20 protein-coding genes are annotated in these 25,457 nt (G+C 43.1%); 7 read left to right on the forward strand and 13 right to left on the reverse strand.

Annotated features, from left to right (window positions below):
- The 12 genes from AAEY88_RS04700 to hppD form a co-directional block, all read right to left on the reverse strand.
- Positions 1–1,008: a xanthine dehydrogenase family protein subunit M gene (locus tag AAEY88_RS04700; protein WP_350559770.1), complete on the reverse strand. Its 1,008-nt coding sequence runs from the start codon at positions 1,006–1,008 to the stop codon at positions 1–3.
- Positions 1,005–1,685 (reverse strand): 2Fe-2S iron-sulfur cluster-binding protein, encoded by a 681-nt coding sequence (locus AAEY88_RS04705; protein WP_350559773.1) that lies wholly within the window; start codon positions 1,683–1,685, stop codon positions 1,005–1,007. The genes AAEY88_RS04700 and AAEY88_RS04705 overlap by 4 nt, the downstream gene beginning before the upstream one ends.
- Positions 1,686–1,831: 146 nt before the next feature.
- Positions 1,832–2,518: a response regulator gene (locus tag AAEY88_RS04710; protein ID WP_350559776.1), complete on the reverse strand. Its 687-nt coding sequence runs from the start codon at positions 2,516–2,518 to the stop codon at positions 1,832–1,834.
- Positions 2,519–2,602: 84 nt separating this feature from the next.
- Complete coding sequence (locus tag AAEY88_RS04715; RefSeq protein ID WP_350559779.1) at positions 2,603–5,365, reverse strand: DUF4118 domain-containing protein; 2,763 nt, start codon at positions 5,363–5,365, stop codon at positions 2,603–2,605.
- A 59-nt stretch (positions 5,366–5,424) separates the two neighbouring features.
- Positions 5,425–6,102, reverse strand: coding sequence for a potassium-transporting ATPase subunit KdpC (kdpC, locus tag AAEY88_RS04720; protein WP_350559782.1), 678 nt, complete (start codon positions 6,100–6,102; stop codon positions 5,425–5,427).
- A gap of 21 nt (positions 6,103–6,123) precedes the next feature.
- Positions 6,124–8,262, reverse strand: coding sequence for a potassium-transporting ATPase subunit KdpB (gene kdpB / locus AAEY88_RS04725; RefSeq protein WP_350559785.1), 2,139 nt, complete (start codon positions 8,260–8,262; stop codon positions 6,124–6,126).
- 103 nt (positions 8,263–8,365) lie between these two features.
- Positions 8,366–10,078, reverse strand: a complete 1,713-nt coding sequence (kdpA, locus tag AAEY88_RS04730; protein ID WP_350559788.1) for a potassium-transporting ATPase subunit KdpA — start codon at positions 10,076–10,078, stop codon at positions 8,366–8,368.
- Positions 10,078–10,158 (reverse strand): K(+)-transporting ATPase subunit F, encoded by an 81-nt coding sequence (kdpF, locus tag AAEY88_RS04735; protein ID WP_193032053.1) that lies wholly within the window; start codon positions 10,156–10,158, stop codon positions 10,078–10,080. The genes kdpA and kdpF overlap by 1 nt, the downstream gene beginning before the upstream one ends.
- Positions 10,159–10,738: 580 nt before the next feature.
- The gene (gene nhaC, locus AAEY88_RS04740; protein WP_350559791.1) at positions 10,739–12,145 is read right to left on the reverse strand and encodes a Na+/H+ antiporter NhaC; all 1,407 of its coding nucleotides are present in this window, start codon (positions 12,143–12,145) and stop codon (positions 10,739–10,741) included.
- Between the two features lie 136 nt (positions 12,146–12,281).
- The gene (locus AAEY88_RS04745) at positions 12,282–12,623 is read right to left on the reverse strand and encodes a 4a-hydroxytetrahydrobiopterin dehydratase (protein ID WP_350559794.1); all 342 of its coding nucleotides are present in this window, start codon (positions 12,621–12,623) and stop codon (positions 12,282–12,284) included.
- Positions 12,624–12,856: 233 nt separating this feature from the next.
- The gene (phhA, locus tag AAEY88_RS04750) at positions 12,857–13,732 is read right to left on the reverse strand and encodes a phenylalanine 4-monooxygenase (protein ID WP_350559797.1); all 876 of its coding nucleotides are present in this window, start codon (positions 13,730–13,732) and stop codon (positions 12,857–12,859) included.
- A gap of 277 nt (positions 13,733–14,009) precedes the next feature.
- On the reverse strand, positions 14,010–15,116 hold the full coding sequence (hppD, locus tag AAEY88_RS04755) for a 4-hydroxyphenylpyruvate dioxygenase (RefSeq protein WP_350559800.1): 1,107 nt from the start codon (positions 15,114–15,116) through the stop codon (positions 14,010–14,012).
- 135 nt (positions 15,117–15,251) lie between these two features.
- Here hppD and AAEY88_RS04760 point away from each other — a divergent pair, with 135 nt between their 5' ends.
- The 5 genes from AAEY88_RS04760 to AAEY88_RS04780 all read left to right on the forward strand — a co-directional run bounded on the left by AAEY88_RS04760 (position 15,252) and on the right by AAEY88_RS04780 (position 21,418).
- Positions 15,252–16,181 (forward strand): LysR substrate-binding domain-containing protein, encoded by a 930-nt coding sequence (locus AAEY88_RS04760; RefSeq protein WP_350559803.1) that lies wholly within the window; start codon positions 15,252–15,254, stop codon positions 16,179–16,181.
- 143 nt (positions 16,182–16,324) lie between these two features.
- On the forward strand, positions 16,325–17,521 hold the full coding sequence (locus AAEY88_RS04765; RefSeq protein ID WP_350559806.1) for an amino acid aminotransferase: 1,197 nt from the start codon (positions 16,325–16,327) through the stop codon (positions 17,519–17,521).
- A 503-nt stretch (positions 17,522–18,024) separates the two neighbouring features.
- Positions 18,025–19,305: a fumarylacetoacetase gene (gene fahA, locus AAEY88_RS04770; RefSeq protein ID WP_350560464.1), complete on the forward strand. Its 1,281-nt coding sequence runs from the start codon at positions 18,025–18,027 to the stop codon at positions 19,303–19,305.
- Between the two features lie 151 nt (positions 19,306–19,456).
- On the forward strand, positions 19,457–20,032 hold the full coding sequence (locus AAEY88_RS04775; RefSeq protein ID WP_350559809.1) for a VOC family protein: 576 nt from the start codon (positions 19,457–19,459) through the stop codon (positions 20,030–20,032).
- Positions 20,033–20,356: 324 nt separating this feature from the next.
- Entirely contained in the window at positions 20,357–21,418 is a 1,062-nt protein-coding gene (locus tag AAEY88_RS04780; RefSeq protein ID WP_350560466.1) for a TRAP transporter substrate-binding protein, read from the forward strand.
- Positions 21,419–21,482: 64 nt separating this feature from the next.
- On the opposite strand, the gene AAEY88_RS04785 is transcribed toward AAEY88_RS04780, so the two are convergent.
- Positions 21,483–22,346, reverse strand: a complete 864-nt coding sequence (locus tag AAEY88_RS04785) for a helix-turn-helix domain-containing protein (RefSeq protein WP_350559812.1) — start codon at positions 22,344–22,346, stop codon at positions 21,483–21,485.
- Between the two features lie 238 nt (positions 22,347–22,584).
- Here AAEY88_RS04785 and maiA point away from each other — a divergent pair, with 238 nt between their 5' ends.
- Positions 22,585–23,232: a maleylacetoacetate isomerase gene (maiA, locus tag AAEY88_RS04790; protein WP_350559815.1), complete on the forward strand. Its 648-nt coding sequence runs from the start codon at positions 22,585–22,587 to the stop codon at positions 23,230–23,232.
- A 643-nt stretch (positions 23,233–23,875) separates the two neighbouring features.
- Entirely contained in the window at positions 23,876–25,309 is a 1,434-nt protein-coding gene (gene eat / locus AAEY88_RS04795) for an ethanolamine permease (protein ID WP_350560468.1), read from the forward strand.
- Positions 25,310–25,457 lie beyond the last annotated feature (148 nt).

Consider the following 25,457-nt stretch of genomic DNA (forward strand, 5'->3'; position numbering starts at 1 on the left):
TTATGCTCCCTTATTCTCTAATGAACAGTCCGCTAACGCGCGTTGAATGACCTGCTTTAGCAGACGACGCGTCAATGGTATTTTAAAGTCATTTTGACCACTGCCTTTGGCCTCTTTTAATAATAAATCTGCCGCTTGCGTAATGACGTCAGTATTGCCATCTGTGCCAGTTAACACTGCCTCAACCGCTTCATTGCGCCATGGCTGAGTACCAATACCGCCAAACGCTAAACGTACAGTAGACATTTTACCGCTCTCATCAGCATCTATTACCGCAGCACAAGACACTAGAGCAAAGGCATAAGAAGCACGATCACGTACTTTGTCATAGGTATGCATTCCTTTGATAGGTGCTGGGAGAATAATGTGAGTAATGAGCTCACCCGACTCTAAGACGGTTTCAATATGTGGGGTATCTTTTGGCAAGCAATAAAAATCTTTAATCGCAATCTGACGGGTTGAACCATCTGGCTTGTGAGTCTCAATAATGGCATCCAGCAAGCGCATAGCGACTGCCATATCGGAGGGATGCTGGGCAATACAAGCATCACTAGTACCCAAAATGGCCAGCGAACGGTTCTCGCCATTGATTGCAGGACATCCAGAACCCGGCTCGCGCTTATTACACGGACTGTCTGTTTGATAGAAGTAATAGCAACGGGTGCGCTGTAATAGATTACCGCCTGTGGTTGCCTTGTTACGTAACTGCCCTGATGCGCCAGCTAAGATTGCCCGGGCTAGTACCGGATAGCTTGCAATAATCGTCGGATGTACGGCCAAATCACTATTGGTCACTAGTGTACCGATACGCAATCCGCCATCAGCGGTAGTCTCAACTTGCTCTAGCTCTAGTCGGTTAATATCAACCAACTTGAGAGGGGTTTCAATTTCAAACTTCATTAAGTCCAGTAGATTGGTGCCACCGGCGATAAACGAAGCGTCTTCAGGAGTAGCAAACATCACCGCTTGCTGAGGTTCAAGGGCACGGATATATTCAAAGCGTTTCATGAGCGCTCTCCTTTAGTCTTACTGCTTGTCGACTGCTTACTTGTCGACTCCTTACTTGTTGATTGCTTACTGAGTTGAGTTTCACTGGGCGGCGGCGACCAAATACCGCTTATCGCTGAATTTTTTACTGAATTAGAAGACGTCGCTGACATCGAAGACTGGTCTGGAATTTGGTTTTCGATGACTTGTTGAATGGCCTTAATAATATTGGGATAGGCTGAACAACGGCAAATATTGCCGCTCATGCGCTCAGCAATCTCTTGCACTAATAGTCCATCTGGATTCTGCAAATCAGTAGTCACATGACTGGGCCATTGTTGTTTGAGCTCTTCTATCAGTGCAGTCGCTGAACAAATCTGTCCCGGCGTGCAATAACCACACTGAAACGCATCGTGATCCTTAAAGGCTTGTTGCAAGTCCGATAGCGATTCAGGCATTCCAATACCCTCAATAGTAGTGATTTCATCGCCATCATGCATGACCGCTAGTGCCAAGCAAGAATTAATCCGCCGTCCATTGACCAGCATAGTGCATGCGCCACACTGCCCGTGATCACAGCCCTTCTTTGGTCCGGTAATGTGTAGATGATGACGGCAGACATCAAGCAGTGTCGTCCGCGGGTCAAGATTATCAAAGTCATAATTCTGCTGATTGATTGTTAACGTCAAGTTAGACATGCTGGCTTCTCGCTGGCGGATGATAATAAAATTTTAGATGGCGCACGATGTCTAGTCTATGGATTAAGTGTTAATTTATTTAATTTGATTTATCGAAGTGTAATGAATAGCCAGCAAGGCATGTACACTAATAATATGGTTTTTTATCAGCTTTTAGGGATATGTAGTTTATAACCAACGCCAATTTCCGTTAAGAAATAATTAGGTCGAGATGGGTTGTCTTCTAGTTTTTGCCGTAAATTTGACATAAATATACGAACATAATGTTCTTGATGGTTATGACCTTTACCCCAAACTTCATTGAGTAGTTGTTTGTGTGTAAGTACTTTTTCTGCATGGCGAATCAGTACTGTAAGTAGACGATATTCAATAGGGGTTAAATGGATTTCTTGTCCATTTTTCTTTACTTGCCTTTGGATAAGATCAATACTGACATCACCAAGCTCTAACTGAACGGGTGCTTCATGACCGACCTGCCAGCGCCGCATATGAGCATTAACACGCGCCGTTAATTCGCCCATGCTAAAGGGTTTTACTAGATAATCATCTGCTCCTAAATTCAACGCTTTAATTTTATCTTGTTCATCACTGCGAGCCGATAATACTAATATAGGCAACGATGACCACGTTCTAATATCTGTAATGACGTCACAACCGTCGCCGTCAGGCAATCCTAAATCTAATATCAATAAGTCAGGACGGCGCGATGCCGCTTCAATCAAACCTCGGTGCGCGCTATCGGCTATATAGACTTGATAGCCTTCTTGCTCCATAGCCGTTTTGATAAATCGTGCAATATGCGCTTCATCTTCAATGATTAATATGGTCTTCATAAGTATATTATTCGCTGTTTATATTTACCTTATGATATATCAGTTGTCGTGCTGAGTTTGCCGAATATATTTTATATACTGAGGCTAAAAATTCTCTGGTCTCACGACATTCTCAACAGTTGGGTTGCTTGGTATAAAGTGGTTACTCAACAAGTCCTGTTCAGGCAAAGGTTGCCAAGGTAGCGTGATGATAAATTGTGCACCGTGAGGTTGTACGTTGTTAGCGCTTAAGGTGCCCCCTAAGTGTGTAACTAAATCTCTGCTCAATGCCAATCCCAATCCCAGGCCCGTTGTCGTACTTTCAGAACTTCCTCGGGTGAAGCGCTCAAATATTTGTGCTTCCATACCTACAGGTAACCCTTCTCCGGTATCTGTCACTGTTATTTGATACTGCTGCTGGTTAAGTATGACTTTGATGCAAATAGAGGCGTCATCTGGGGTGTAATTTATAGCATTAGTGATTAGATTGTTTAAAATACGTGACAGAATTAACTCATCGGTATAGATAAATTCAACATCATGAGGAATGTCTATGACAACTTGACGGGTTTTTAGAAAATGCTCAAGCTGACGGATATTACTCCCAACAATCTCCTCTAGGCTCACCCACTGTTTATTCAGTTTCATACCCCCAGACTGTAGCGACACATAATCTAAAATATTAATCACCAACCGCTGAATCACGTTTGCTTGCTGTTCAATATCAGTTGCCAGTTGCTTTTGCTCAGATACTGTTAAAGTCTGGGTAGTAAGCGATGAGGCCAAACCAGATAATACTGTAATGGGCGTGCGAATATCATGAGACAGCGCCGATAGTAGCGTCCCGCGAAGTCGTTCTGACTCTACTTTTATAAGCGCGTTTTGTGCCACTTTTGCATAATAGACGCGCTCTAAGGCTAAGGTTATTTGGGCAATAGCGACATCAAGGGTTCGTTGTTGCTCGGGTTGGTTAAAATTGTCGATATCTGCTGGCATCAATGCCAATACGCCAAGTACCTGACTTGAGGTGGCGAGCGCTCGATAGTGCATAGGATTGGCGGTAAGCGTGTTGGTCGCAAGGCCAGCGCTTTCATTATGGTCAAATACCCATCGGGTCACGTTCCAATTGAATTCTGCTGGGACAGCTGACTCTGATACGATAGCAAGCTTGCCTTCAGCATTGGGCATGACCATGATTGCTTTGCTAGCGATATGTTTGGTGAGCCAAACGGTAGCTTGGCTGATAATGTCATCATTTTTGCGAGCAGCACTCAGGCTTTGAGCAAGATAGCTCATAGATATCGCCTGCTGTTCACGTTTACGGGCGGTTTGTGCCTGAAATCGTAGTCCAACGGCTAAGTTATTAATGATTAAAGAGACGACCATCATGACCGCAAAAGTAACTAAATACTGGACGTCACTGACATTAAAGGACAGCTTTGGCTCAACAAAAAATAAGTCAAAACTTAACACACTCAAAAAAGCAGCCAATATACCAGGAGCGCGGCCAAAGCGTGCCGAGATAAAAACAATCACCAATAAGTACAGCATGACCACGTTGGCTAAATCAAACCAGCGCGTAAGTGCTACTAAGGTAATGGTTACTAGCCCGCAACCCAATACTGCCATCAGATAACCGTTACGATTATCTACAGAAGACAAGGCTGCAATATCCCAAGAAGGGAGCTGACGATTACTGGTATGCTTAGTGGTCTTTTTAGTTTGATTCACTAGTATTAAATCTAAATTAACATCTTGCTGTGAGATAAGCTTTACCAGCGATTGTCCACAACGATAAGCTCTGGAACGGCTAGTATAATTGGCATAATTCTGTCCGATAATAATGCGGCCAATGTTGAACTGATGGGCATAGCTGGCCAATCCTTCCGCCACTGTGATGGCACTAATAATTTCAGTTTTTGCGCCAAGCTCATCTGCCAAACGCAACGCTTCTAACACCTGTTGCTTATTATTAGAGAACTTGCGTAGACTTCGAGGCGTCTCGACATGAACCACGTACCACTGAGAATGTAAGCTACTGGCAAGTCTAGCAGCATGACGTATGAGGCGTTCACTATGCTCTCGTGTGCCAATGCCAACCAACAGCTGATCCGCCGTATTCCAGATTGGTGAAATCCTAGACTGGTTGCGATAATCTTGCATATCGGCATCGACTAGGTCTGCAGTTCGGCGTAATGCCAGCTCTCGCAGGGCAATCAAATTACCTTTTCGAAAGAAATTGTTGATAGCATGTTTGGCTTGGCTTGGAATATATACCTTACCTTCGTGAAGACGCGCTAATAATTCATCTGCCGGTAAGTCAACTAATACCACCTCATTAGCTTGATCAAAAAACCAATCGGGTAAGGTTTCTTGCACCACTACCCCAGTAATTTGATTAACCACATCATTTAAACTTTCTAAATGTTGAACATTTAAGGTGGTGTAAACACTGATACCCGCTTTTAGTAGTTCTTCAACATCATGCCAACGTTTCGGATGCCGAGATCCAGAGACGTTGCTATGCGCTAGCTCATCAACCAGCAAGATGTCTGGATGGCAAGCTAGCGCTGCATCAATATCGAACTCTTTTAAAACTTGCCCTCGATATTCAATCTCGCGCAATGGTAACAATATCAGTCCTTGCAACAGCGCAGCCGTTTCACTGCGGCCATGTGTTTCTACAATGCCAACCAATACATCTAGTCCATGCGCTTGCGCTTGATGAGCGGAAGACAGCATGTCATAAGTTTTACCAACCCCAGCAGAAGACCCAAAGAAGATTTTTAACTTACCTCTACTAAGCGCATTTTCTTGCTGCTTGATTTGCTGCAATAAATCTTCTGGGTTAGGTCGGTTATCATGCATAACAATGCTCATTAATGCTTATCAATGACTGATTTAATACGTCAATTTCTAATTAACCGTTATTTAGCTGGGAGGGCAGATATCTCATCTAAAGCCAAGTTCACAGCCAACACATTGACGCGAGATTCTCCAAATACATTGAACTGCTTACCTTCGGTATGGTCGTTGATGGCTTTTTGTACTTGCTCAACGCTTATTCCGCGTATACGAGCCACTCTAGTTGCTTGCCATTGTGCGGCCGCAGGTGAGATATGCGGATCCAAACCACTTCCCGACATGGTTACCAAGTCAATTGGAATGGGCGCTTTATTCTGTGGATCAGCTGCCTTTAGCTTCTGTACTTGCGCTGCGACACTGGTGGCCAGTTCAGGATTTAAAGGCCCTAAATTACTACCTGAAGATTGAGTCGCATCATAACCGTCACCTGCAGCAGAAGGACGCGTCCATAGATATTGTGGTTGATCAAACTGTTGACCGATAAGTGTAGAACCAACTAACTGTCCATTTTTTTCTATTAAGCTGCCATTTGCTTGATTGGGCATAGTAGCTTGCGCAACGCCAGTCATCAGTAATGGATAGCATAATCCTAAAATAATACTTAATAGGATAAATAACAATATAGCAGGTTTGAGCATCGGCATATGAGTAGCAACATTATTCAATGGGTCGCTGGTATCAGTTGTTACATCTTGCAGGGATGGCTTAGTGTTAGTGTCTGGGTGAGAATGAGTGTGCATAGTAATATTCCTTATGACTGGTTAGACCAATTGCAATAAATTAATGAGCATATCGATAATTTTAATACCCACAAACGGTAGCAGCAATCCGCCCAAGCCATATATCAAAAGGTTTCGGCGCAATAGGTTAATAGCAGAGTCTGGACGATACTTGACCCCGCGCAGCGCTAGTGGAATTAGAAATACAATGATTAAGGCATTAAAAATAACCGCTGATAAAATAGCGCTCTTTGGGCTGCCCAACTGCATAATATTTAAAACGTTTAAGGCAGGGTAAGTACCCGCAAAGGCTGCTGGAATAATCGCAAAATATTTGGCGACGTCATTGGCCAAACTAAAAGTCGTCAGCGCCCCGCGGGTCATCAACATCTGCTTACCGGTTTGCACCACTTCAATAAGTTTGGTCGGATTTGAGTCCAAATCCACCATGTTTGCGGCTTCTTTGGCCGCTTGAGTACCACTATTCATAGCGACGGCAACATCAGCTTGGGCAAGTGCTGGCGCGTCATTGGTACCATCGCCAGTCATCGCCACCAGTTTACCTTGGCGCTGGTAACTACGAATCAGCTCAAGTTTTTGTTCTGGTGTGGCCTCCGCCATAAAGTCATCAACCCCAGCTTCAGCAGCGATAGCAGCAGCCGTTAAAGGATTGTCGCCAGTAATCATCACGGTAGTAATACCGATTTTGCGCAATTCAGCAAAACGCTCTTTGATACCAGATTTGACCACGTCTTTTAGCTCAATGACGCCCAATATCTGCTGACCCTCTGCAACTAACAGTGGGGTACTACCGCGGCGAGCCACTTCTTCTACTTGTTGCTCCAAATTACTAGGGAGTGTGCCACCTTGTTCTGTCACCCAATTTACAATGGCATCATAAGCGCCCTTACGGATGTGACGTTGTTCAATATCGGTACCACTCATTCGAGTTTGTGCCGTAAATTCGATAGTTTCAAATGGCTTTGACTTCCAGACATTTTCATCGATATCAAAACGACTTTGTGCGAGTTTGACGATACTGCGACCTTCGGGCGTCTCATCGGTTAGCGAGCTAATCAATGCCACTTCAGCCAGCAAGCTCTCGTTAATACCATTCGATGGCAGAAATAATGAAGCTTGACGATTGCCATAAGTAATGGTGCCGGTCTTATCGAGCAATAGCACATCGACGTCGCCCGCCGCTTCTACTGCACGTCCGGAGGTCGCAATGACATTGGCTTGCATCATACGGCTCATGCCTGCTACGCCAATAGCCGATAATAAACCGCCAATCGTTGTTGGAATAAGGCAAACCAGTAATGCGACTAAGATAACAATAGAGATGGGTTCGCCTTGACCCGATGCGAGCACCGCAAACTGAGAGAACGGCAATAGAGTGACACACACCATGAGAAATATTAGGGTCAGGGCAATAAGCAAAATAGTCAGCGCAATCTCATTGGGCGTTTTGGTACGTTTGGCCCCTTCTACCAAGGCAATCATCCTATCTAAAAATCCTTGCCCCGGCGCTTGGGTAATACGAATGATCAGCCAGTCAGACAAGACTTTAGTACCGCCAGTGACTGCGTTAAAATCACCGCCACTTTCACGAATGACAGGAGCGGATTCACCAGTAATGGCTGATTCATCGACTGAGGCAAGACCCTCTATCACCTCACCATCTGCTGGAATGATTTCTCCCATTTGTACTAAGACAATGTCATCTTGATTGAGTTCAGTGGCCTGTATCATAGTGGCAGCAGACAGTCGGTCATTATCAGCAAGCTTACGAGCTTGCACATCTTGACGTGCCTGCTTAAGACTAGAGGCTTGCGCTTTGCTGCGACCTTCTGCTAACGCTTCAGCAAAGTTGGCAAATAATAAGGTAAACCATAGCCAAAACGTAATCAATAAGGTAAAGATCAATCCAGCTTGACCTTGGATTAGCATGCTAATGGCTAATATAGTCGTCAACCATGAGCCGATATAAACAACGAACATCACCGGATTGCGCCACTGAACGCGAGGATCAAGCTTGAGTAGCGCATCTTTTAGTGCCGGTTTAATCAGCGCCGGATCAAAAAGACCTTGTGAAGATTTTTCGGGTAAGTCGGATTTATCGGGGTCTTGCTGTGATGGCAAATTTATTGCCTGAGTATTAGAATCTAGTGAAATGCTCATGGTTTATTTTCCTAACATAATCATAAAATTGGGTCAATTCATCACTGATGAGGTAAATGCTAATTTGTGTGGCTCTAGCCAAACATAAGCCAACATACAGCCACTAGCCCGCTAACATCCAAATTTGTTCTATGATAGGTCCAAGTGCTAACGCAGGTATAAAGGTCAATGCACCAATCATCAATACGGTTCCGACTAACAGCCCTACAAATAATGGCGTGGTCGTCGGCAAAGTACCGCTATTGACTTCGAGTCTTGGCTTTTTCGCCAACGATCCTGCCAAAGCCAGCACTGGAATGATGACCCCAAAACGCCCGACCACCATCGCAATCCCAAGCATGGTGTTATAAAAAACTGAATTGGCCCCCAATCCTGCAAAAGCAGAACCATTATTATTGGCAGCAGAGCTAAAGGCATACAGCACTTCACTGAAACCATGAGCGCCAGGATTAAAAATCCCTGCTTGACCGCTCGTAGTCATAACACTAATCGCCGTTCCTAATAGCACCATGCTAGGAGCAGCAAGTAACGCCAATACCACCATTTTCATCTCAAACGGCTCAATTTTTTTACCGAGATATTCTGGTGTCCGCCCAATCATGAGTCCTGATACAAACACAGCCAATATTGCAAATAACAACATGCCGTATAGTCCGGCTCCAACACCGCCAAATACCACTTCACCTAACTGCATCTGTAACATCAAACCAAAGCCGCCCATAGGTGTAAATGAATCATGCATTGCATTTACCGCACCACATGATGCCGCAGTAGTAATAGTGGCAAATAACGATGAGGCCACAATACCAAAGCGCACTTCTTTACCTTCCATATTGCCACTGACATCAGCAGCGGTTAGCCCTGACACTTGTAATGTCAACCAAGGGTTACCAGCAAGTTCACTACTCACAGTTAATGAATACATACCGATGAACAATAGGGTCATGGCTGCTAATATAGCCACCCCTTGCTTCAAGTTGCCACTCATCTTACCGAGACAAAAACACAGTGAAGTAGGAATAAGAAAAATAGCGAGCATCTGAATTAAATTAGAAAAAGGCGTGGGGTTTTCAAACGGGTGGGCAGAGTTGGCGTTAAAGAAACCACCGCCGTTAGTACCTAACATTTTAATCGCTTCTTGTGACGCGACTGGTCCTAAGGCGATGGTTTGGGTATCACCTTGTAGAGTTTGCACGTCCATATAGGTCGATAGGGTTTGTACAACGCCTTGACTCATTAATAGAAGCGCGATGATTGTCGCTATGGGTAATAGAATATAAATATTACAGCGCCATAAATCGACCCACGCATTACCAAGGTGAGCACTTTTCTTAAACACCAAGCCACGCATCAAGGCAAAAGCGACGGCAATCCCCGTTGCTGCTGACAAAAAGTTTTGTAGCGACATGCCCAGCATTTGCGTGAGGTAACTCATCGTGCTCTCACCGCCATAGGCCTGCCAGTTAGTATTGGTCATAAAACTAATGGCCGTATTCATGGCCAAGTCCAAAGTGAGCCCGGTCATGCCAGCAGGATTCAGTGGCAAATTACCTTGCATCAGTTGCAATATAAATAGCGCCAAAAAACCAATAACATTGAACAAAACAATAGCGAGTGCATACTGTTTCCAATTCATCCCAGACGCAATATTACCTTTGCTATCTCGTCCAAGCATGCCAAGTGACGTAAAGCCACGCGATTCAAGACGGGATATCGGCGCCTGCATACGCTGCATAATGTAGCCTGATAAAAAATACCCCAGAGTAAATAAGATGAGAAGGTAAATAAGCAGCTGAGATAATGCGTGCATGGTCATTAGAACGCCTCCGGCTTAATCAGTACGTATAACAAGTAGACAAATAAACCTAGGGCAATAAACCCGGCAAACACTTCCATGGCACTCTCCTAAAATCAATAGAAACGGTTAGCTAATGGGTAGTCAGGAAGCAGTGATAATCGATGGCGTAGACACGGTGATAATCGTAATAACCGTTATTAGTTTGCTGACAGTTTTATTATCGTTCACCAATGGACTGCTACCAGCTTACTAAAACCTTGCTGCTCATTGAATAATCTAGTTAGTATGCTGCGAGAGGTATAAAAGTGTTATTAAGATGAGGAGGTAGGATATAAAGAAAGTATAAAGATGAGAGTCGGCCAAGAAATAGGCGAATTTTGACGAAGGATTATGTTGAAATTAGATATGTTTACCTAATAATTTGATCATTCTGAGATGAGGAATTAACCACTATTTATCAAATAAAAAAAGGCAATATTAAGGAGTGAATCCATAATATTGCCTGCGTTTTTTACGGCTATTCAATTAACGATTGTCTTTTAGCTTATCCCAATACCGCTTGTATATTTGTACTGAAGAAACTATTTACCTATACGTCTTATCGTAGTTTTATTATGCACTGATAATATCGAAATATAAAACCATTATTAAAGTGTGCTACAACCACTAAAATATTGATTAATTCATAACTTCTTGTTTTACTGGATCTAGCTTAGTAATAGTAAACCCAGTAAAGCCAAATAATATCGTCAGCAGCAGCGACAGATAACAGAAGAAGGCATAAGGCAGATACTCAAGCACTGGCACGCCTAAAGCTTGACTGATAAACACACCGCACACACTCCAAGGGACCAGTGGATTAATTACCGTGCCAGCATCTTCAATGGTGCGTGATAAGTTCTTAGGATGTAGATTCAAGCGCTCAAAGGTCGGACGGAAAGCGGTACCTGACAATAGGATACTTAAATACTGCTCACCGATTAGGACGTTGATACTTAAGGCTGCCATAGCGGCGGCAAAGATGGCGCGACCTGAACTGGTCAGCATATCTCTGATACCTAACAGCAGCGCAGGCAAGATACCCAATGCGCGTAGCAGACCACCTAAACTTAATGCCAAGATAACAATAGTCTGTGTAAAGAACATGCTCTGCATACCACCGCGTGAGATCATGCCGCCTACTTCGCCTAGCTCTAGGTTTTCGGCAGGCGCATAGCCGCCAAACATATAGCCGCCTAACTGTCCGATACTGGGGGTACTGTGCAAATAGGTAATGAGTAAAGCGGTAGCAATCGTGTAAATAATGGTATAGATCGCATTCACTCGGCATAACGCCAACACGACCAACACGATAAACGGTAGTACTGAATAACCATGCACTAAGCCGCTATCGACCAGCTGCGACTGAAGCAAGGTAACTTGATCTAAATTGCCGGTACCCGCCTGCCCAGAGAAGAACCAAAACAGCCCCGCAGTGATGAGCCATGCAGGTACTGTGGTATACATCATATTACGAATATGCTCGAACAAATCAATGCCTACAACAGAAGAAGCAAGCGTACAAGTATCTGATAGTGGGGACATTTTGTCGGCGAAGAATGCGCCTGAGACTATGGCACCTGCAGCGATAGCAACGTTGGCATCAAAAGCATTACTCATGCCAATAAAGGCCACGCCTATAGTCGCTGCCGTGGTCAAACTACTTCCCAGCGCTACTCCGATAATTGAGGTCAAGACAAAGGCAGAGATATAATAATACTGCGGTGAGATGAGATCAAAACCATAATACATAATGGTTGGAATAGCGCCCGACATCATGAGAGCGGCGACTAGCAATCCAATAAAGAATAATAAATAGATAGCACCAATACCACTGACGACGCCTGAGGACATTTGTTCCTGCATCTTCTCAAAGCTTAAGCCCTGAAACATACCTAGGGCCAGCAAAACAGCAATAGCAAGCATTAATGATAGGTGCGGAACCCAGCCAAAGCCAATCATGGTGACACCCATAATCGCGATGACCACGCTAGCAATGATAAAAGCTACCTTAGGAGATAGCTCGGTAAGTACTTGTGGAGGCATAACACATCCTTATGTTGCCTATTATTTTTAAATACTTAAAAACTGACGGCTAAAGATTGATGACGGAATACTAACGAAAAATAATTAGTGATTAGTGATTAGTGATTAGTGATTAGTGATTAAAAAAGTATTGAAGTTATTGGCTCAACAATTCATCTGTCTTTGCTGCCATGATGAAGTCATTACTATGCAAACCTTTGATACTGTGCGACCACCAAGTGACCGTCACTTTGCCCCATTCCACCAACATGCCAGGGTGATGCCCTTCTGCTTCGGCAATATCGCCAACTTGATTGGCAAATGCCATAGCCTTGACGAAGTTTTTAAACTTATATTTACGCTGCAATTGATTGACGCCATCAACATTAATCAATGACCAATTAGGAATCTGTTTTAACAGCTCGCTTGCCTCTACATCGCTGACTGTTGGTGCACCGATACGGCAGACTTCACAGCTGGCTTGTGATAATTCGGACATAATAATCTCCTTGGTTTAAATTTATGCTATTGATAATTTATTTGATGACTCGTTTATTTGATGATTAGTTTATAGCAGCAATATTTTAAGTGATAAATAACAAAAGACACAAAGTAGCTCAAAGACGTACTAATGCTTATGATCTTTATTGTAGGCGCTAACAATACTCATGCCAGTTAAGCTAATGACAGCTAGGCTAATGAAAGCTAGAACGTCTTTATATATAAATAGCTTTATGCATAAGTAGCGTCAAATAGCCCAAGGCTCATAGCCTTTTTGACATAACCCATGATGTCGCTATTCAAAATATCAAACAGCGTATCTAAATCATCGATGGCGTAATAGATAGGCTGGATGTGATCTATACGATAAGGGGTACGTAACACATCCAACAAATCAAATTCCCGGCAGTCCGGCTCGTCGCTCAACGCATATACGGTTTCAGAGGGTGAGCTTAATATACCGCCGCCATAAATTCTACGAGATTCCTTGCCTTGGTCACTGCTTTGTCCCACCAAGCCAAACTCGATGGTAAACCAGTACAACCGCGCCAGACACATCCGCTCTTCTTTACTGGCATTCAACCCCAGCTTGCCATAAGTCTCGTTAAAAGCGGCAAAGGCAGGATGGGTAAGCAGCGGACAGTGTCCTACAATTTCATGAAAAATATCAGGCTCTTCGATATAGTTCATATCCTCAGAACGACGGATAAAAGTGGCTACTGGGAAGCGTTTATTTGCTAAGAGTTTAAAGAACTTACCGAAGCTAATCAACGCAGGCACAGCGGCTGTCTGCCAACCTGTGGCGTCTTGTAGTACCGCGTCGATATCATAAAGTTGTGGGATTTGGTTGGTAGGGAGGGTTAGCTTGTCCAGCCCTACTAGATACTCTGAGCAGGCGCGATCGGGTATTTGCTGGGCTTGGCTTGCAAGCAGCGTTTGCCATATGGCGTGCTCATCGTCACTATAATCAATGTGACCATTGGCATCAATTTGATGCGACACATAGGGTTGCTTTTCATTGTTGGTCTGGTCGTTGCTAATTTGGTCGCTGCTAATATAAGCGCTATTAGCATTGGGGGTTTGGGTAGTAGAAGCTGTGCGTTCCATGCCTGCTTTCCTTCTGAAGTCAGTTCACTATAGTTGACTACCATGCCATCCTCGCTAGCCGTATAAGTGTTACCGTCTTCGCTTGGTTTTTTGATGGTAGTTTTATATTGAACTCATTCTTATTTTGTTCTGAATTTTTAGAGGTATTTATGAATGATGTTTTATTAACGATGCATTATTAACGGTATATGGATAGTGATACCTTAATAATGGCAGGACAAAGTCCTTGCTGTCCTGCCCGTACTGTTACTGACTGAACTATTTACTCTGTTACTGTTTATGCTTCAGTTTTTTTCTCATCAACGTCACCAATCACGCCGCGGCTGATTTGATCACGTTCTATCGATTCAAATAGCGCTTTAAAGTTACCTTCACCAAAGCCGTCTTCATAATCGCCTTTACGTTGGATAAATTCGAAGAATACTGGGCTACCAAGGATGGTTTCAGAGAAAATCTGTAGTAGTAAGCGCGGCGCACCACCTTCTGTTGTGCCATCCAGCAAGATACCGCGCATCTGTAGATCAGAGATATTCTCACCATGACCGGGTAGACGCTCATCAAGCATTTTATAATAACTATCCGTTGGCGCAGTCATCAACGGAATACCTGCCGCTTTAAGCTTATCGATACTGGCAAATAAGTCATCACTTGCTAAAGCAATATGCTGAATACCTTCACCATTAAAGTGCATCAAATACTCTTCGATTTGTCCGCCGCCTTGCTTGGACTCTTCATTTAATGGAATACGAATTTTGCCATCAGGAGCAGTCATCGCTTGACTGGTCAAGCCGGTATGTTCGCCTTTAATGTCAAAAAAGCGAATTTCGCGGAAGTTAAATATGCGCTCGTAAAAGTTTGCCCAGTAGGCCATGCGACCACGGTAAACGTTGTGGGTAAGATGATCGATAACTTTAAAACCATGGCCCACAGGATGCTTGTCAACTTCTGGGAGAAACTCAAAATCGACATCATAGATAGATTCACCATCTTCAAAACGATCAATCAGATAGATAAGTGAGCCGCCGATACCTTTAATAGCCGGTAGTCTAAGCTCCATCACACCAGTGGGTACGTCTACTGGCTGGGCACCATTTTCAATAGCAAGCTCATAAGCTTTCTTGGAATCTTTGACTCGGAAGCCCATGCTAGTAGCCCCTGCTCCATGCTCTTCAACAAAATAGCTGGCTGGACTTTTAGGTTCACGGTTTAGTATGAGGTTGATGTCACCTTGACGGTATAGAGCGACATCTTTAGATCTATGGTTGGCAACATGAGTAAAACCCAGCTGCTCAAAAAGTGCGGATACCGCTTCAGGTTTAGGTGAGGCGAATTCAACAAAATCAAACCCGTTTAGTCCCATTGGGTTTTCAAATAAATCTGCCATTGCAATCATCCTTAATTTCAATTGGTGGTATAAAAATGTTATGAATCAATAATTCTCATTGACGATGCGTTTATATTAGATTAGCTTTATTTATAAGACTAATTGTATTTAATGATTTATTTATCAGGTTTTCTTATGAATGTAAGTATTCGCCAGCTAGATGCTTTTATCAAAGTCGCTGATAATGGCAGCTTTACCCGTGCCAGTGAGCAGATGCATTTGACTCAGTCTGCCGTCAGCGGACTGATCAAAGAGTTAGAGACCAACCTTGAAATCGTGTTGTTTGATCGCACTACCCGGCAGCTGTCGTTATCTACGGTGGGACGAAATCTGCTGCCGCAAGCTCGTAGAGTCCTTAATGAAATGCACTTGTTTGTCAATGAAGCGAGTAGCTTGACTAGCCTAGCGCAAGGACAAGTACGATTGGCCGTATCACAATTTGCCGCCTCATCCATGCCTGCGGTGGTGGCACAATTTACTAAAGAGTATCCTGATATTAGTGTGTCTTTGTTAGATTGCTCAGCAGAAAACGTGCTTGAACATATTCAAAATATTGAGGTAGATTTGGGCGTAGGCGTAGAGCTTAGCTTTATGGAGATAGACGATGACGTCAGTGCCGATTTGTTATATCAGTTGCCGTTTTGTGTGGTGATGCCTGATGATCATGAGCTGGCGCAACAAAGCGAGATAACTTGGCAACAGCTACTAGGAACTCCGTTGATTACTCTAAACGGTCCTATTAACGAGCAAGTATCTGCTGAGCTGGATGAAGCCGTTGCTACCCATATACAGCAGGCGCGCTATAAAGTTAACTTTATGTCCACGGCGCTTGAGATGACCCGTCAAGGCTTTGGTATCACCTTATGTCTGCCCTATATGCCTGAGGTGATTGACTGGGTGAGCGCCAATGGATTACAAATGCGGACGCTATCACAACCTGTTAAAATGCGACGATTTTTTATCTATCAGCGCTCCTCTCGAGGGTTGTCGCCTGCTAGTATTATTTTTAAACAGTTTTTACAAACCTATTTTGACAGCCATTTCAACGATTTACAGAGTTTTTGAGAGAGTTTTAAAACAGTTTTTAAAAGCTAAATGAACGAATTAAGAGGTTATGTAAAATCTAACGTTGAGTTAATAATCAAACTGGTCTATGCTTTTTGGCGGCTCAATTTATATTTTGTTGTATAAGAAAATAAGGGAATAACATGTTTGAACGTATCGACTATTACGCTGGCGACCCGATTTTAGGGCTTATGGAAAAATTTTTGGCGGATAGCAATCCTAAAAAAGTAAACTTAGGCATTGGTATTTATTACGATGAAGTCGGCGAATTACCGGTACTCGACTGTGTAAAAACAGCCGAACAGCGCATTGCCGATCCTATTTCTCCTAGACCTTATCTGCCAATGGCAGGACTGCCTGGCCATCGCAAAGGCTGTCAGGAGCTATTATTTGGTAAAGATGCTCCCGTCTTGCAAGAAAATCGGGTCGCCACCATCGCCACTATTGGCGGCTCGGGCGCATTAAAAGTGGGTGCTGAGTTTATCCATCAGTGGTTCCCGCAGTCCAAATGCTATGTTAGTGATCCTACTTGGGGCAATCACATTGCCATCTTTGAAGGCGCTGATGTCGAAGTGGGCACCTACCCTTACTACGACAAAGCAACCAGTAGTGTCAGATTCGATGACATGGTCAGCTTTCTTGAACAGCTAAATAAAAACGATGTGGTGTTATTGCACCCTTGCTGTCATAACCCTACTGGCTTGGACTTGACTCAAGCGCAATGGGACACAGTGCTAGAGGTCATTCAACAGCGTGAACTGATCCCATTTATGGATATCGCTTATCAAGGTTTTGGCGAAAATATGGACAGCGATGCTTATGCTATTCGTAAAGCCGTCGATATGGGTTTGCCAGTATTTGTCAGTAACTCATTCTCTAAAAACTTATCGCTATATGGTGAGCGTGTCGGCGGCCTATCAGTCGTTTGTCCTACCAGTGATGAGGCCGAGCGAGTCTTTGGTCAGCTCAACTTTTTAGTCCGTTGTATCTACTCAAGCCCACCGTCACATGGCGGACGTGTGGTCGATATCGTTATGAATGACGAGCAATTACACCAGCAATGGGTTGGCGAAGTTTATGGCATGCGTGACCGTATCAAAGCCATGCGTATTAAACTCAAATCGGTATTAGAAGCCAATCTCCCTGAACACGACTTTGACTATATCACCCGTCAAAACGGCATGTTTAGCTTTACCGGACTGACACCTGAGCAAGTCGAGCGCCTACAAAGCGAGTTTGGCATCTACATGGTATCCAACTCACGCATGTGTGTGGCCGGCCTCAACGTCAGTAATATTGACTATGTTGCCAATGCGATGGTAGAAGTCTTAAAAGACTGATTGTTGATTGATTTAAATAAATAGGCTGATGTTGAAAAGAGCTGGGCGATTGCTCAGCTCTTTTTATTTAAGTAGCTATTTTATTCTGAAGCAATTTATTCTGGAATAAATCATTCTAAAACAACCTATAGTTAATCCAATTTAAAAACGACACCGTGCTACTGGAATGAATTTTTTGCAGCCTCTGTCACGCTTGCGAACAGCACGCAAGAAAAATTTATACCAGTAGCACGTTGATACAAGCGTATTCCTTTTATTTTGAATCGACTATATTATGAAATAAGCTAACGAAAAAATACTGCTTTATACGACGCCAGATAGCAAACCAAATAGCAAAGAAGTTACTAAAACTCCTTGCAATATGGCTGGTTATAAATTACATTATTCGTAAGCAGTTAACTATAGCGTAATTTATTGCACTAGATTTCATTATCCTAACTAAGCAACTACTATATTAATTAAACCACTTATACTCATTTAGCAAGGAGCATTTCATGTCAACGATTGACAAAAACCTTACTTCATTTATCGATATCGCTAGCGATTCTGATTTCTCAATTCATAACCTTCCTTATGGCATCTTTAGTGAAACTGAAGACGGTAAACGCCGTGCCGGTGTGGCTATTGGCGAGCACGTCTTAGATTTATCAGCACTTGAAACCGAAGGCCTACTTACTCTAGAGGGTGGCCCCTATTTTGATCAGCCTACGCTAAACCCTTTCATTGAATCCGGTCGCGACAACTGGGCGACAGCGCGTAAAACTATCCAAACCCTACTCTCTACCAACAGCAAAGATTTAGGCGATAACCAAAACTTGCAGAAACAAGCCCTGTTTAAGCAAGCAGACGTCACCATGCATTTGCCTGTTCATGTACCTGGTTATACCGACTTTTATTCCTCTAAAGAGCATGCCACCAATGTCGGTACCATTTTCCGCGACCCCAACAATGCCTTATTGCCTAACTGGAAAGAGATGCCTGTGGGTTATAACGGTCGTGCCAGCACTGTCATCGTTAGTGGTACTGATGTCGTCCGTCCTTCAGGCCAGCTAAAACCTCATGCTGATAAGCGCCCTATTTTCTCGCCTTGTCAACGTCTCGACTTCGAACTTGAGACCGCATTTATCGTTGGCCAACCCAACAAAATCGGTCAGCCTATCGCTATGGAAAACGCCTGGGATCATATTTTTGGCATGGTTTTACTTAACGACTGGTCAGCCCGAGATATCCAAAAGTGGGAATACGTACCCTTAGGTCCATTCAACGCAAAAACCTTTGCTTCTGAAATTTCTCCTTGGATCGTCACGTTAGATGCTTTAGAACCTTTTAAAACCTCGTGCCCTACTCAAGATCCTGAACCGCTGTCTTATCTAAGTGAGAAAAAGGCCGATAACAGCTTTGATATCACCTTATCGGTAGAGCTACTACCTAAAAATGCTGATAGCGTAACCGTTCTTTGTGAGACCAATTTTAAATATATGTACTGGTCAATGGCACAACAGCTTACCCATCACACTATCACTGGTTGTAAAGTAGAAGTCGGTGACTTGATGGGTTCAGGGACAATTTCAGGGCCGACTCCAGACACTTTCGGCTCGATGCTTGAGCTGGCTTGGAATGCGACTAAACCAGTTGAACTGAGCAACGGCGAGACCCGCACTTTTATTGAAGATGGTGATACCGTTATTATGAAAGGCCATGCCATAAAAGATGACATTCGTGTGGGCTTTGGCGAGGTACGCGGCAAAATATTACCCGCTTTAGAGTTTAATTTTTCTGACTAATTATTGTACTGATATAAATTCAAAGCGCTGCTCTACTTTATAAATTGCAGTCCAGTTCAATCAAGCAAAGCAGCAACTGTATTTTTATTGCTATAAATCTACGGTTGCTGTGACTGCCCTCTTTTAATTATTTATCAAAAGGATATTGATAATGACCTTTAAAATAGAACAAATCCATCACGTCGCTTATCGTTGTAAAGACGCGAAAGAAACCGTCGAATGGTATCAAAAACACCTTCATATGGATTTCATCTTGGCATTTGCAGAAGATCATGTGCCTTCGACCAAAGCCTTTGACCCATACATGCACGTTTTTTTAGATGCCGGTAACGGCAATGTATTGGCATTTTTTGAAGTGCCCAATCAACCTGAGATGGGCTTCGACCCCAACACCCCAGATTGGGTGCAGCATCTAGCGATGAAAGTAAAAGACCGTGATACCTTAATAGCTGCTAAAAAGCATTTAGAGGAAGGCGGTATTGATGTTATAGGAGTTACCAATCATGGTATTTTCCATTCTATTTATTTCTTCGATCCTAATGGTCACCGCATGGAACTGACCTACGATGATATTACTTCAGAAGAAAAAGTCTCGATGATTACTGAAGAAATCAAGAAAGATATGCTTGATGAATGGACGCGTACCAAACGTGCCCCAAGCCATACTCACTTTTTGCATGCCGAAGAGCTTGCTGAAGCAAAAGAGCATGTTCCTGTTGGGGAATAGTTTTAATATCCAAAGTTTAAAACTATTCTTAAAAATGGTTTTTTATTGAGAGTACAGCCGATTTTTTTAAAACAGATACAGTGTGGCTAGGAGAAATTTTTGCAGCCTCTGGAATGGCGTAGCCACACAGCAAGCAAGAAAATTTTTATCAGCCACAGGTATTTATTAGTTTGCCTATTTTATTAGGTATCAACTATAGCTGTAAGTGAGAGTAGCTCGTTATTAAAAACAAACTTGAAAGAAAGATAACCGATTATTGATATATGGATTTAGAAATTAAATTTGTAGTAGAGTAATACCTAACCATCAAGAAAGGATCTCATGATGAAAACGAAACTGTCTTTTGGAATAGCATTAGCTGGTTTGCTTGCTATTTCTGGCTGCTCTGATAAAAATGAAACGGCATCTGCCGCTGGTGATGCTATCAATCCTGACGACGTTACCGTGCTCCGATTCTCGCACTTTATGCCCGCCACTGACGAAATTAACAAACAAGTTTTTGAACCTTGGGCGAAAAAAGTAGCAGAGGATTCAAATGGTCGATTAAAAGTCGAAATTTATCCTTCTGCCACCTTAAGCAAGCCTGGGGCTACCTATGACGCTACTGCCAAAGGTACGGTAGATATCGGCATGCAAGCTCATGGTTATACCGCCGGACGATTCCCTTTGTCTCAAATTGTTGAGCTTCCTGGCATTTCAAACACCGCAAAGCGACAGACTTGTATTCTTCATAAACTCTATGATGATGGAGTCATTGCAGACGAATACAAAGATACCCACCTTCTCTATATGATAGGCACAGGGCCAGGCGCCCTTCATACTATTGATAAACCTATTCGAACGCCAGCAGATATGAGAGGCATGCGCATCCGTCAGCCTTCTGCGGTGGCCAGTTATATCATAGAAGCGGTTGGAGCTTCTCCGGTAGGTATGCCAGCACCTGATACCTATACCGCCCTTCAGCGCGGGGTCATTGATGGTCTCAGTTTTGCTTGGCAACCGGTCCGAGCTTTTCGTTTAGATGATATTGTTAATACTCATACTAACATTCCCTTTTATAGTGCCGCTTTAGTGGTCACCATGAACAAAGACAAATACGAAAGCTTACCTGACGATCTAAAAAAAGTCATTGATGATAATTCTGGAAAAGAGATGGCTGCTAAAGCCGCCAAGGTTTTTGATACGGCCAATGCCGAGATTATGAATGAAGCTAGAGCAAAAGGTGATTTGATGATTGAGGTTCCAGACCCGCTTAATGATCCTGACTGGAGTGGCCCATTAATAGAAGGCTCACAAAAATATCTTGATGAGGTAAGCGCTACCGGACTAGATGCTCAAGGGGTTTATGAAAAAGTTAAAGCGGCCAGTGCTGCCTGTGAAGCTTAATTGACTAGACGTTGTTAAATAGTACTTTGAGCAAAAATAGCAAGGTTTTCTATAGCCATAAAATCTAAGCAATTTGATAACGTTGAGCGATCGCCCGTACTTTATCAGCCACTTCATGTTGCTTACTCATTGGCAATTGCTCTGAGGTACCAATAATAGTAATGGCATAGTCTAATGGCAGATCTTTAACAAGGGCATCTGTAGCACCATCTTTATCGTTGGTTAATTGCGGCAACAATACTGGAATAGTAATGGCGTTGATACCTATTAACATATCACCGGTGACCGTTGCATAACCTTGCGTGCGAACATCATCTTGTAACTGTTTAAAGTGCAACCATTTAGCCGATATTTCAGCGCTGCTTAATGTATCAGATTCGCCTTGCCACTCTGCCATTACCAATGGTTTGATGACCGCATCTGGTTGATAGCTGGCAAACAACTGCCCTGTGGCAGAAGTTGTCAGTGGCATGCGTGAGCCTATACGCGTGATGATACTAATCGGGCTATCCGGTTCAACGGACTGAATAATAATGGGACCTTCACTAAACCACTTGGCGATTTGTACCCCGCAGTTTAGAGCATCTTTAATAGCGTTGGCGGCCGTAGTCAATCGCTGTAAGATGTTGTTTTGATTGAGACCTGTATGGCCTAGAGCCCCTAGAGCGTTAATCCGCTCGCCCAGCCCATAGCGTCCATCATCGAGCTTACGAGCATAGCCTTTACGAATCAGACTAACCAAGTAACGATGAGATTTAGCCGGATGCATTTGCATTGCTTGAGCAATGTCTTTTAGCATCATAGGCTCGTTATAGGCTATGAGTACATCTAATATCGATAATCCAATCTCAAGTGACTGCACGCCACTTTGGTTCTTGTTCGATGGTAAAGAATTATTTAAGGTTGAAGCGTTATCTGATGATGACATTATTTGCTCAGTGGCCTGTTTTTTGCTCAGTTAAATAAAGATACGACTTGATGCTTATATCTAACCGTTTGAAATAAGCTAGATTTCACTTTTAAGGTTATCAGTTCAAGCGCATTGGTTTAAAAAAATTAGCTTGCGACGACTCATAACACCTTGTTAAGTTTAGCAGATTTATGATTGTGACTGATTATATACATAATGATGAGCGTTTGATACCTGCCCAAAAAGGAGAATAATGATGATGAAGCTTTATAATTACTTTCGCAGTAGTACCTCTTACCGTACTCGTATTGCCATGAATCTTAAAGGTTTGGATTATGACTATATCGCGGTTAATTTGGCCCAAGACAAACAATTAGAGTCGGCATTTAAAGCTATTAATCCACAAGGGCTAGTACCCGTCTTACAGACTGATGACTTATTGCTATATCAAAGCCCCGCTATTTTAGAATGGTTAGAAGAGACTTATACACAGAGTCCTCTATTGCCTAAAGATGCGGCAGGCCGTATGCAAGTACGCGCACTGAGCGCCATGATTGGCTGTGATATCCATCCCCTTAATAATCGTCGCATCTTGCAGTATTTGCGCAATGAGTTAACGGTTGGCGAAGATGAGGTTATGGTTTGGTGCCAGCATTGGATGGACGAGGGTTTTGCTGCTTTAGAAAAACTACTGGCAGAAGATAAATCGCGTGGAAAATTCTGCTATGGCGACAGTCCGACGTTTGCAGACTGCTATTTAATACCGCAAGTCTCCTCCGCCCGCCGCTTTAAAGTAAACTTAACCCTTTACCCTAACATCGTCGCTATTGATGAGCATTGCCGCTCGCTTAAAGATTTTGATGATGCTGACCCTTCAAAACAACCTGATGCGCCAAAAGCTTAATCCTTTTCTTATTAGGCAATGAGGATTTAGTCGCTTTCAGCACTGTTTTGTTTAGTGCGATATTGTAGTCGTTTGGCAGTTTCTTAACTGATGTTCAAATTAGCAAGCACTATGCCTATCCAAAGGCTCAGAGTATCCTAAACAGGTCATGAGTTCTTATTAAGAGTCGTTATTATCTGTCCTAGATTCTAGTATCTAAGTACTTGTTTAAAACAAACAGTCCCTACTCAATTTTTTTACCATAAGATTACATCTTTAGAAAATAATCTCTTTATCTGCACATAATCTTTGGGCGTTACATTTAACTCATAATCAGTTGAGCACTTTATGAGGGAAAATAATATCCTCGCTTTGTGCAGTGTTCTAATTGACGCTTGGTTTCTAGTAGATTTAGGAGCGACGCTTTGTTTCTAAATCTGAAATGAGTTTCTACTGACTTTATAGAGCTTAGCTGCTTTATGATATTCAGACCGTTATCAGTACTACACAGTGCTTGTGTACGGGAGTCTAGGGACTGGTTCACGACTGTCTCAATCGGGTTAAGAATTTTTTATATGTATATTGCGATACCCAAATGTATGTTGTATTATTTAATGCTCTCTGTTTATTCATAGTCGTTATTTAGGGGAATAGCATGGCACGGATGCCTAACGATCAAGCAGGTGAATCATTTAGTACTGCTCAAGCTGAAAAGGACTATTTCTCTAAACGACAACTTGAAAAAGGGGCCGTTGGTTGGATATTATTAGTAGGCCTTGGAGTCGCTTATGTAATTTCAGGAGACTTCGCCGGTTGGAACTTTGGCCTTGCGCAAGGGGGTTGGGGCGGCATGTTTATGGCCGTGGTAGTAGTGGCCGTGATGTATCTGTGCATGTGTTTATCGATGTCAGAGATGGCAACTATGTTACCTACAGCAGGCGGAGGATACAGCTTCGCCCGTACGGCTTTTGGCCCTTTAGGAGGATACTTAACCGGTACCGCGATTTTGATTGAATATGCCATCGCGCCAGCTGCTATTGCGGTATTCATTGGGTCGTATTGCGAGTCATTGTTTGGTATCGGGGGCTGGATAGTATATTTGTCCTGTTATATCCTTTTTATAGCGATTCATTTAAAAGGTGCAGGGGAAGCATTAAAAATAATGTTTGTCATTACCGCTATCGCCTGTATTGCATTGGGCGTCTTTATAGTCGCAATGTTTCCACATTTTGATAGTAAAAATTTATTCGATATTGCAGTCGGAAATCAGACAGGAGCAAGCTCGTTCCTACCTTTTGGTTACATCGGGATTTGGGCTGCTGTTCCTTATGCTATTTGGTTCTTTTTAGCCGTTGAAGGTGTGCCTTTAGCCGCTGAAGAGGCTAAAGACCCGGCTAAGTCGTTACCACGTGGCTTGATTGGCGCAATGTTAATTTTAGCGACGTTCGCGCTACTTATTCTGTTCTTAGGGCCCGGTGCTGCTGGTGCAGATACCTTAAAAGATTCGGGTGCTCCTTTAGTCGATGCCTTAATCTCTGTCTATGGTAAAGATACCTGGTTGGCAAGTTTTGTAAACTTTGTCGGTCTTGCTGGTCTTATCGCAAGCTTTTTCTCTATCATCTATGCCTATTCTCGGCAGATATTTGCTTTGTCTCGTGCCGGTTACTTACCAAAAAAACTATCGCTAACGAACAACAATAAAGCCCCCTATTTAGCCCTTATTGTTCCTGGCATCATAGGCTTTCTATTATCGCTTACGGGTGAAGGTGATCTTCTTATTCTTATGGCGGTGTTTGGCGCGACGGTCTCATACGTATTAATGATGGCGTCTCACATCAAATTACGCTTGTCTCGATCTGATCTTCCCCGTCCCTATAAAACACCAGGCGGTATAATGACTTCGGGTATCGCCCTTGTTCTCGCACTACTTGCCGTAATAGCAGGATTGATGGTAGATCCCAAGGTATGGTTTATGGCGGCAGGCATTTACATCGTATTTATTCTTTATTTTGTAATATTTAGTCGTCATCATTTAGTGAGTGGTACACCAGAAGAAGAGTTTGCTCAGATCAAAGCAGCAGCCGATGATTTGAGCTAAAGACGTTTGTAACCCTATCTTGTAAATTTGCCAAAGACTGCTGGCGTGTTTTTACAATTAGGCGATTTTTGCACCATATTTTTAAGATCATCTTCGACAGATGAACCGTTGTTAGAAGGGATGCCTCGAACATACTGGCAAACTTATA

This window comes from Psychrobacter sp. CAL346-MNA-CIBAN-0220 (assembly GCF_040309805.1).
In the GTDB taxonomy this organism is placed as follows: domain Bacteria; phylum Pseudomonadota; class Gammaproteobacteria; order Pseudomonadales; family Moraxellaceae; genus Psychrobacter.

Coding starts and splice junctions, on each gene's coding strand:
- AAEY88_RS04700 (WP_350559770.1), bottom strand. CDS start 1,008: ATGAAACGCTTTGAATATATCCGTGCCCTTGAACCTCAGCAAGCGGTG.
- AAEY88_RS04705 (WP_350559773.1), bottom strand. CDS start 1,685: ATGTCTAACTTGACGTTAACAATCAATCAGCAGAATTATGACTTTGAT.
- AAEY88_RS04710 (WP_350559776.1), bottom strand. CDS start 2,518: ATGAAGACCATATTAATCATTGAAGATGAAGCGCATATTGCACGATTT.
- AAEY88_RS04715 (WP_350559779.1), bottom strand. CDS start 5,365: ATGCATGATAACCGACCTAACCCAGAAGATTTATTGCAGCAAATCAAG.
- kdpC (WP_350559782.1), bottom strand. CDS start 6,102: ATGCACACTCATTCTCACCCAGACACTAACACTAAGCCATCCCTGCAA.
- kdpB (WP_350559785.1), bottom strand. CDS start 8,262: ATGAGCATTTCACTAGATTCTAATACTCAGGCAATAAATTTGCCATCA.
- kdpA (WP_350559788.1), bottom strand. CDS start 10,078: ATGACCATGCACGCATTATCTCAGCTGCTTATTTACCTTCTCATCTTA.
- kdpF (WP_193032053.1), bottom strand. CDS start 10,158: ATGGAAGTGTTTGCCGGGTTTATTGCCCTAGGTTTATTTGTCTACTTG.
- nhaC (WP_350559791.1), bottom strand. CDS start 12,145: ATGCCTCCACAAGTACTTACCGAGCTATCTCCTAAGGTAGCTTTTATC.
- AAEY88_RS04745 (WP_350559794.1), bottom strand. CDS start 12,623: ATGTCCGAATTATCACAAGCCAGCTGTGAAGTCTGCCGTATCGGTGCA.
- phhA (WP_350559797.1), bottom strand. CDS start 13,732: ATGGAACGCACAGCTTCTACTACCCAAACCCCCAATGCTAATAGCGCT.
- hppD (WP_350559800.1), bottom strand. CDS start 15,116: ATGGCAGATTTATTTGAAAACCCAATGGGACTAAACGGGTTTGATTTT.
- AAEY88_RS04760 (WP_350559803.1), top strand. CDS start 15,252: ATGAATGTAAGTATTCGCCAGCTAGATGCTTTTATCAAAGTCGCTGAT.
- AAEY88_RS04765 (WP_350559806.1), top strand. CDS start 16,325: ATGTTTGAACGTATCGACTATTACGCTGGCGACCCGATTTTAGGGCTT.
- AAEY88_RS04775 (WP_350559809.1), top strand. CDS start 19,457: ATGACCTTTAAAATAGAACAAATCCATCACGTCGCTTATCGTTGTAAA.
- AAEY88_RS04780 (WP_350560466.1), top strand. CDS start 20,357: ATGAAAACGAAACTGTCTTTTGGAATAGCATTAGCTGGTTTGCTTGCT.
- AAEY88_RS04785 (WP_350559812.1), bottom strand. CDS start 22,346: ATGTCATCATCAGATAACGCTTCAACCTTAAATAATTCTTTACCATCG.
- maiA (WP_350559815.1), top strand. CDS start 22,585: ATGATGAAGCTTTATAATTACTTTCGCAGTAGTACCTCTTACCGTACT.
- eat (WP_350560468.1), top strand. CDS start 23,876: ATGCCTAACGATCAAGCAGGTGAATCATTTAGTACTGCTCAAGCTGAA.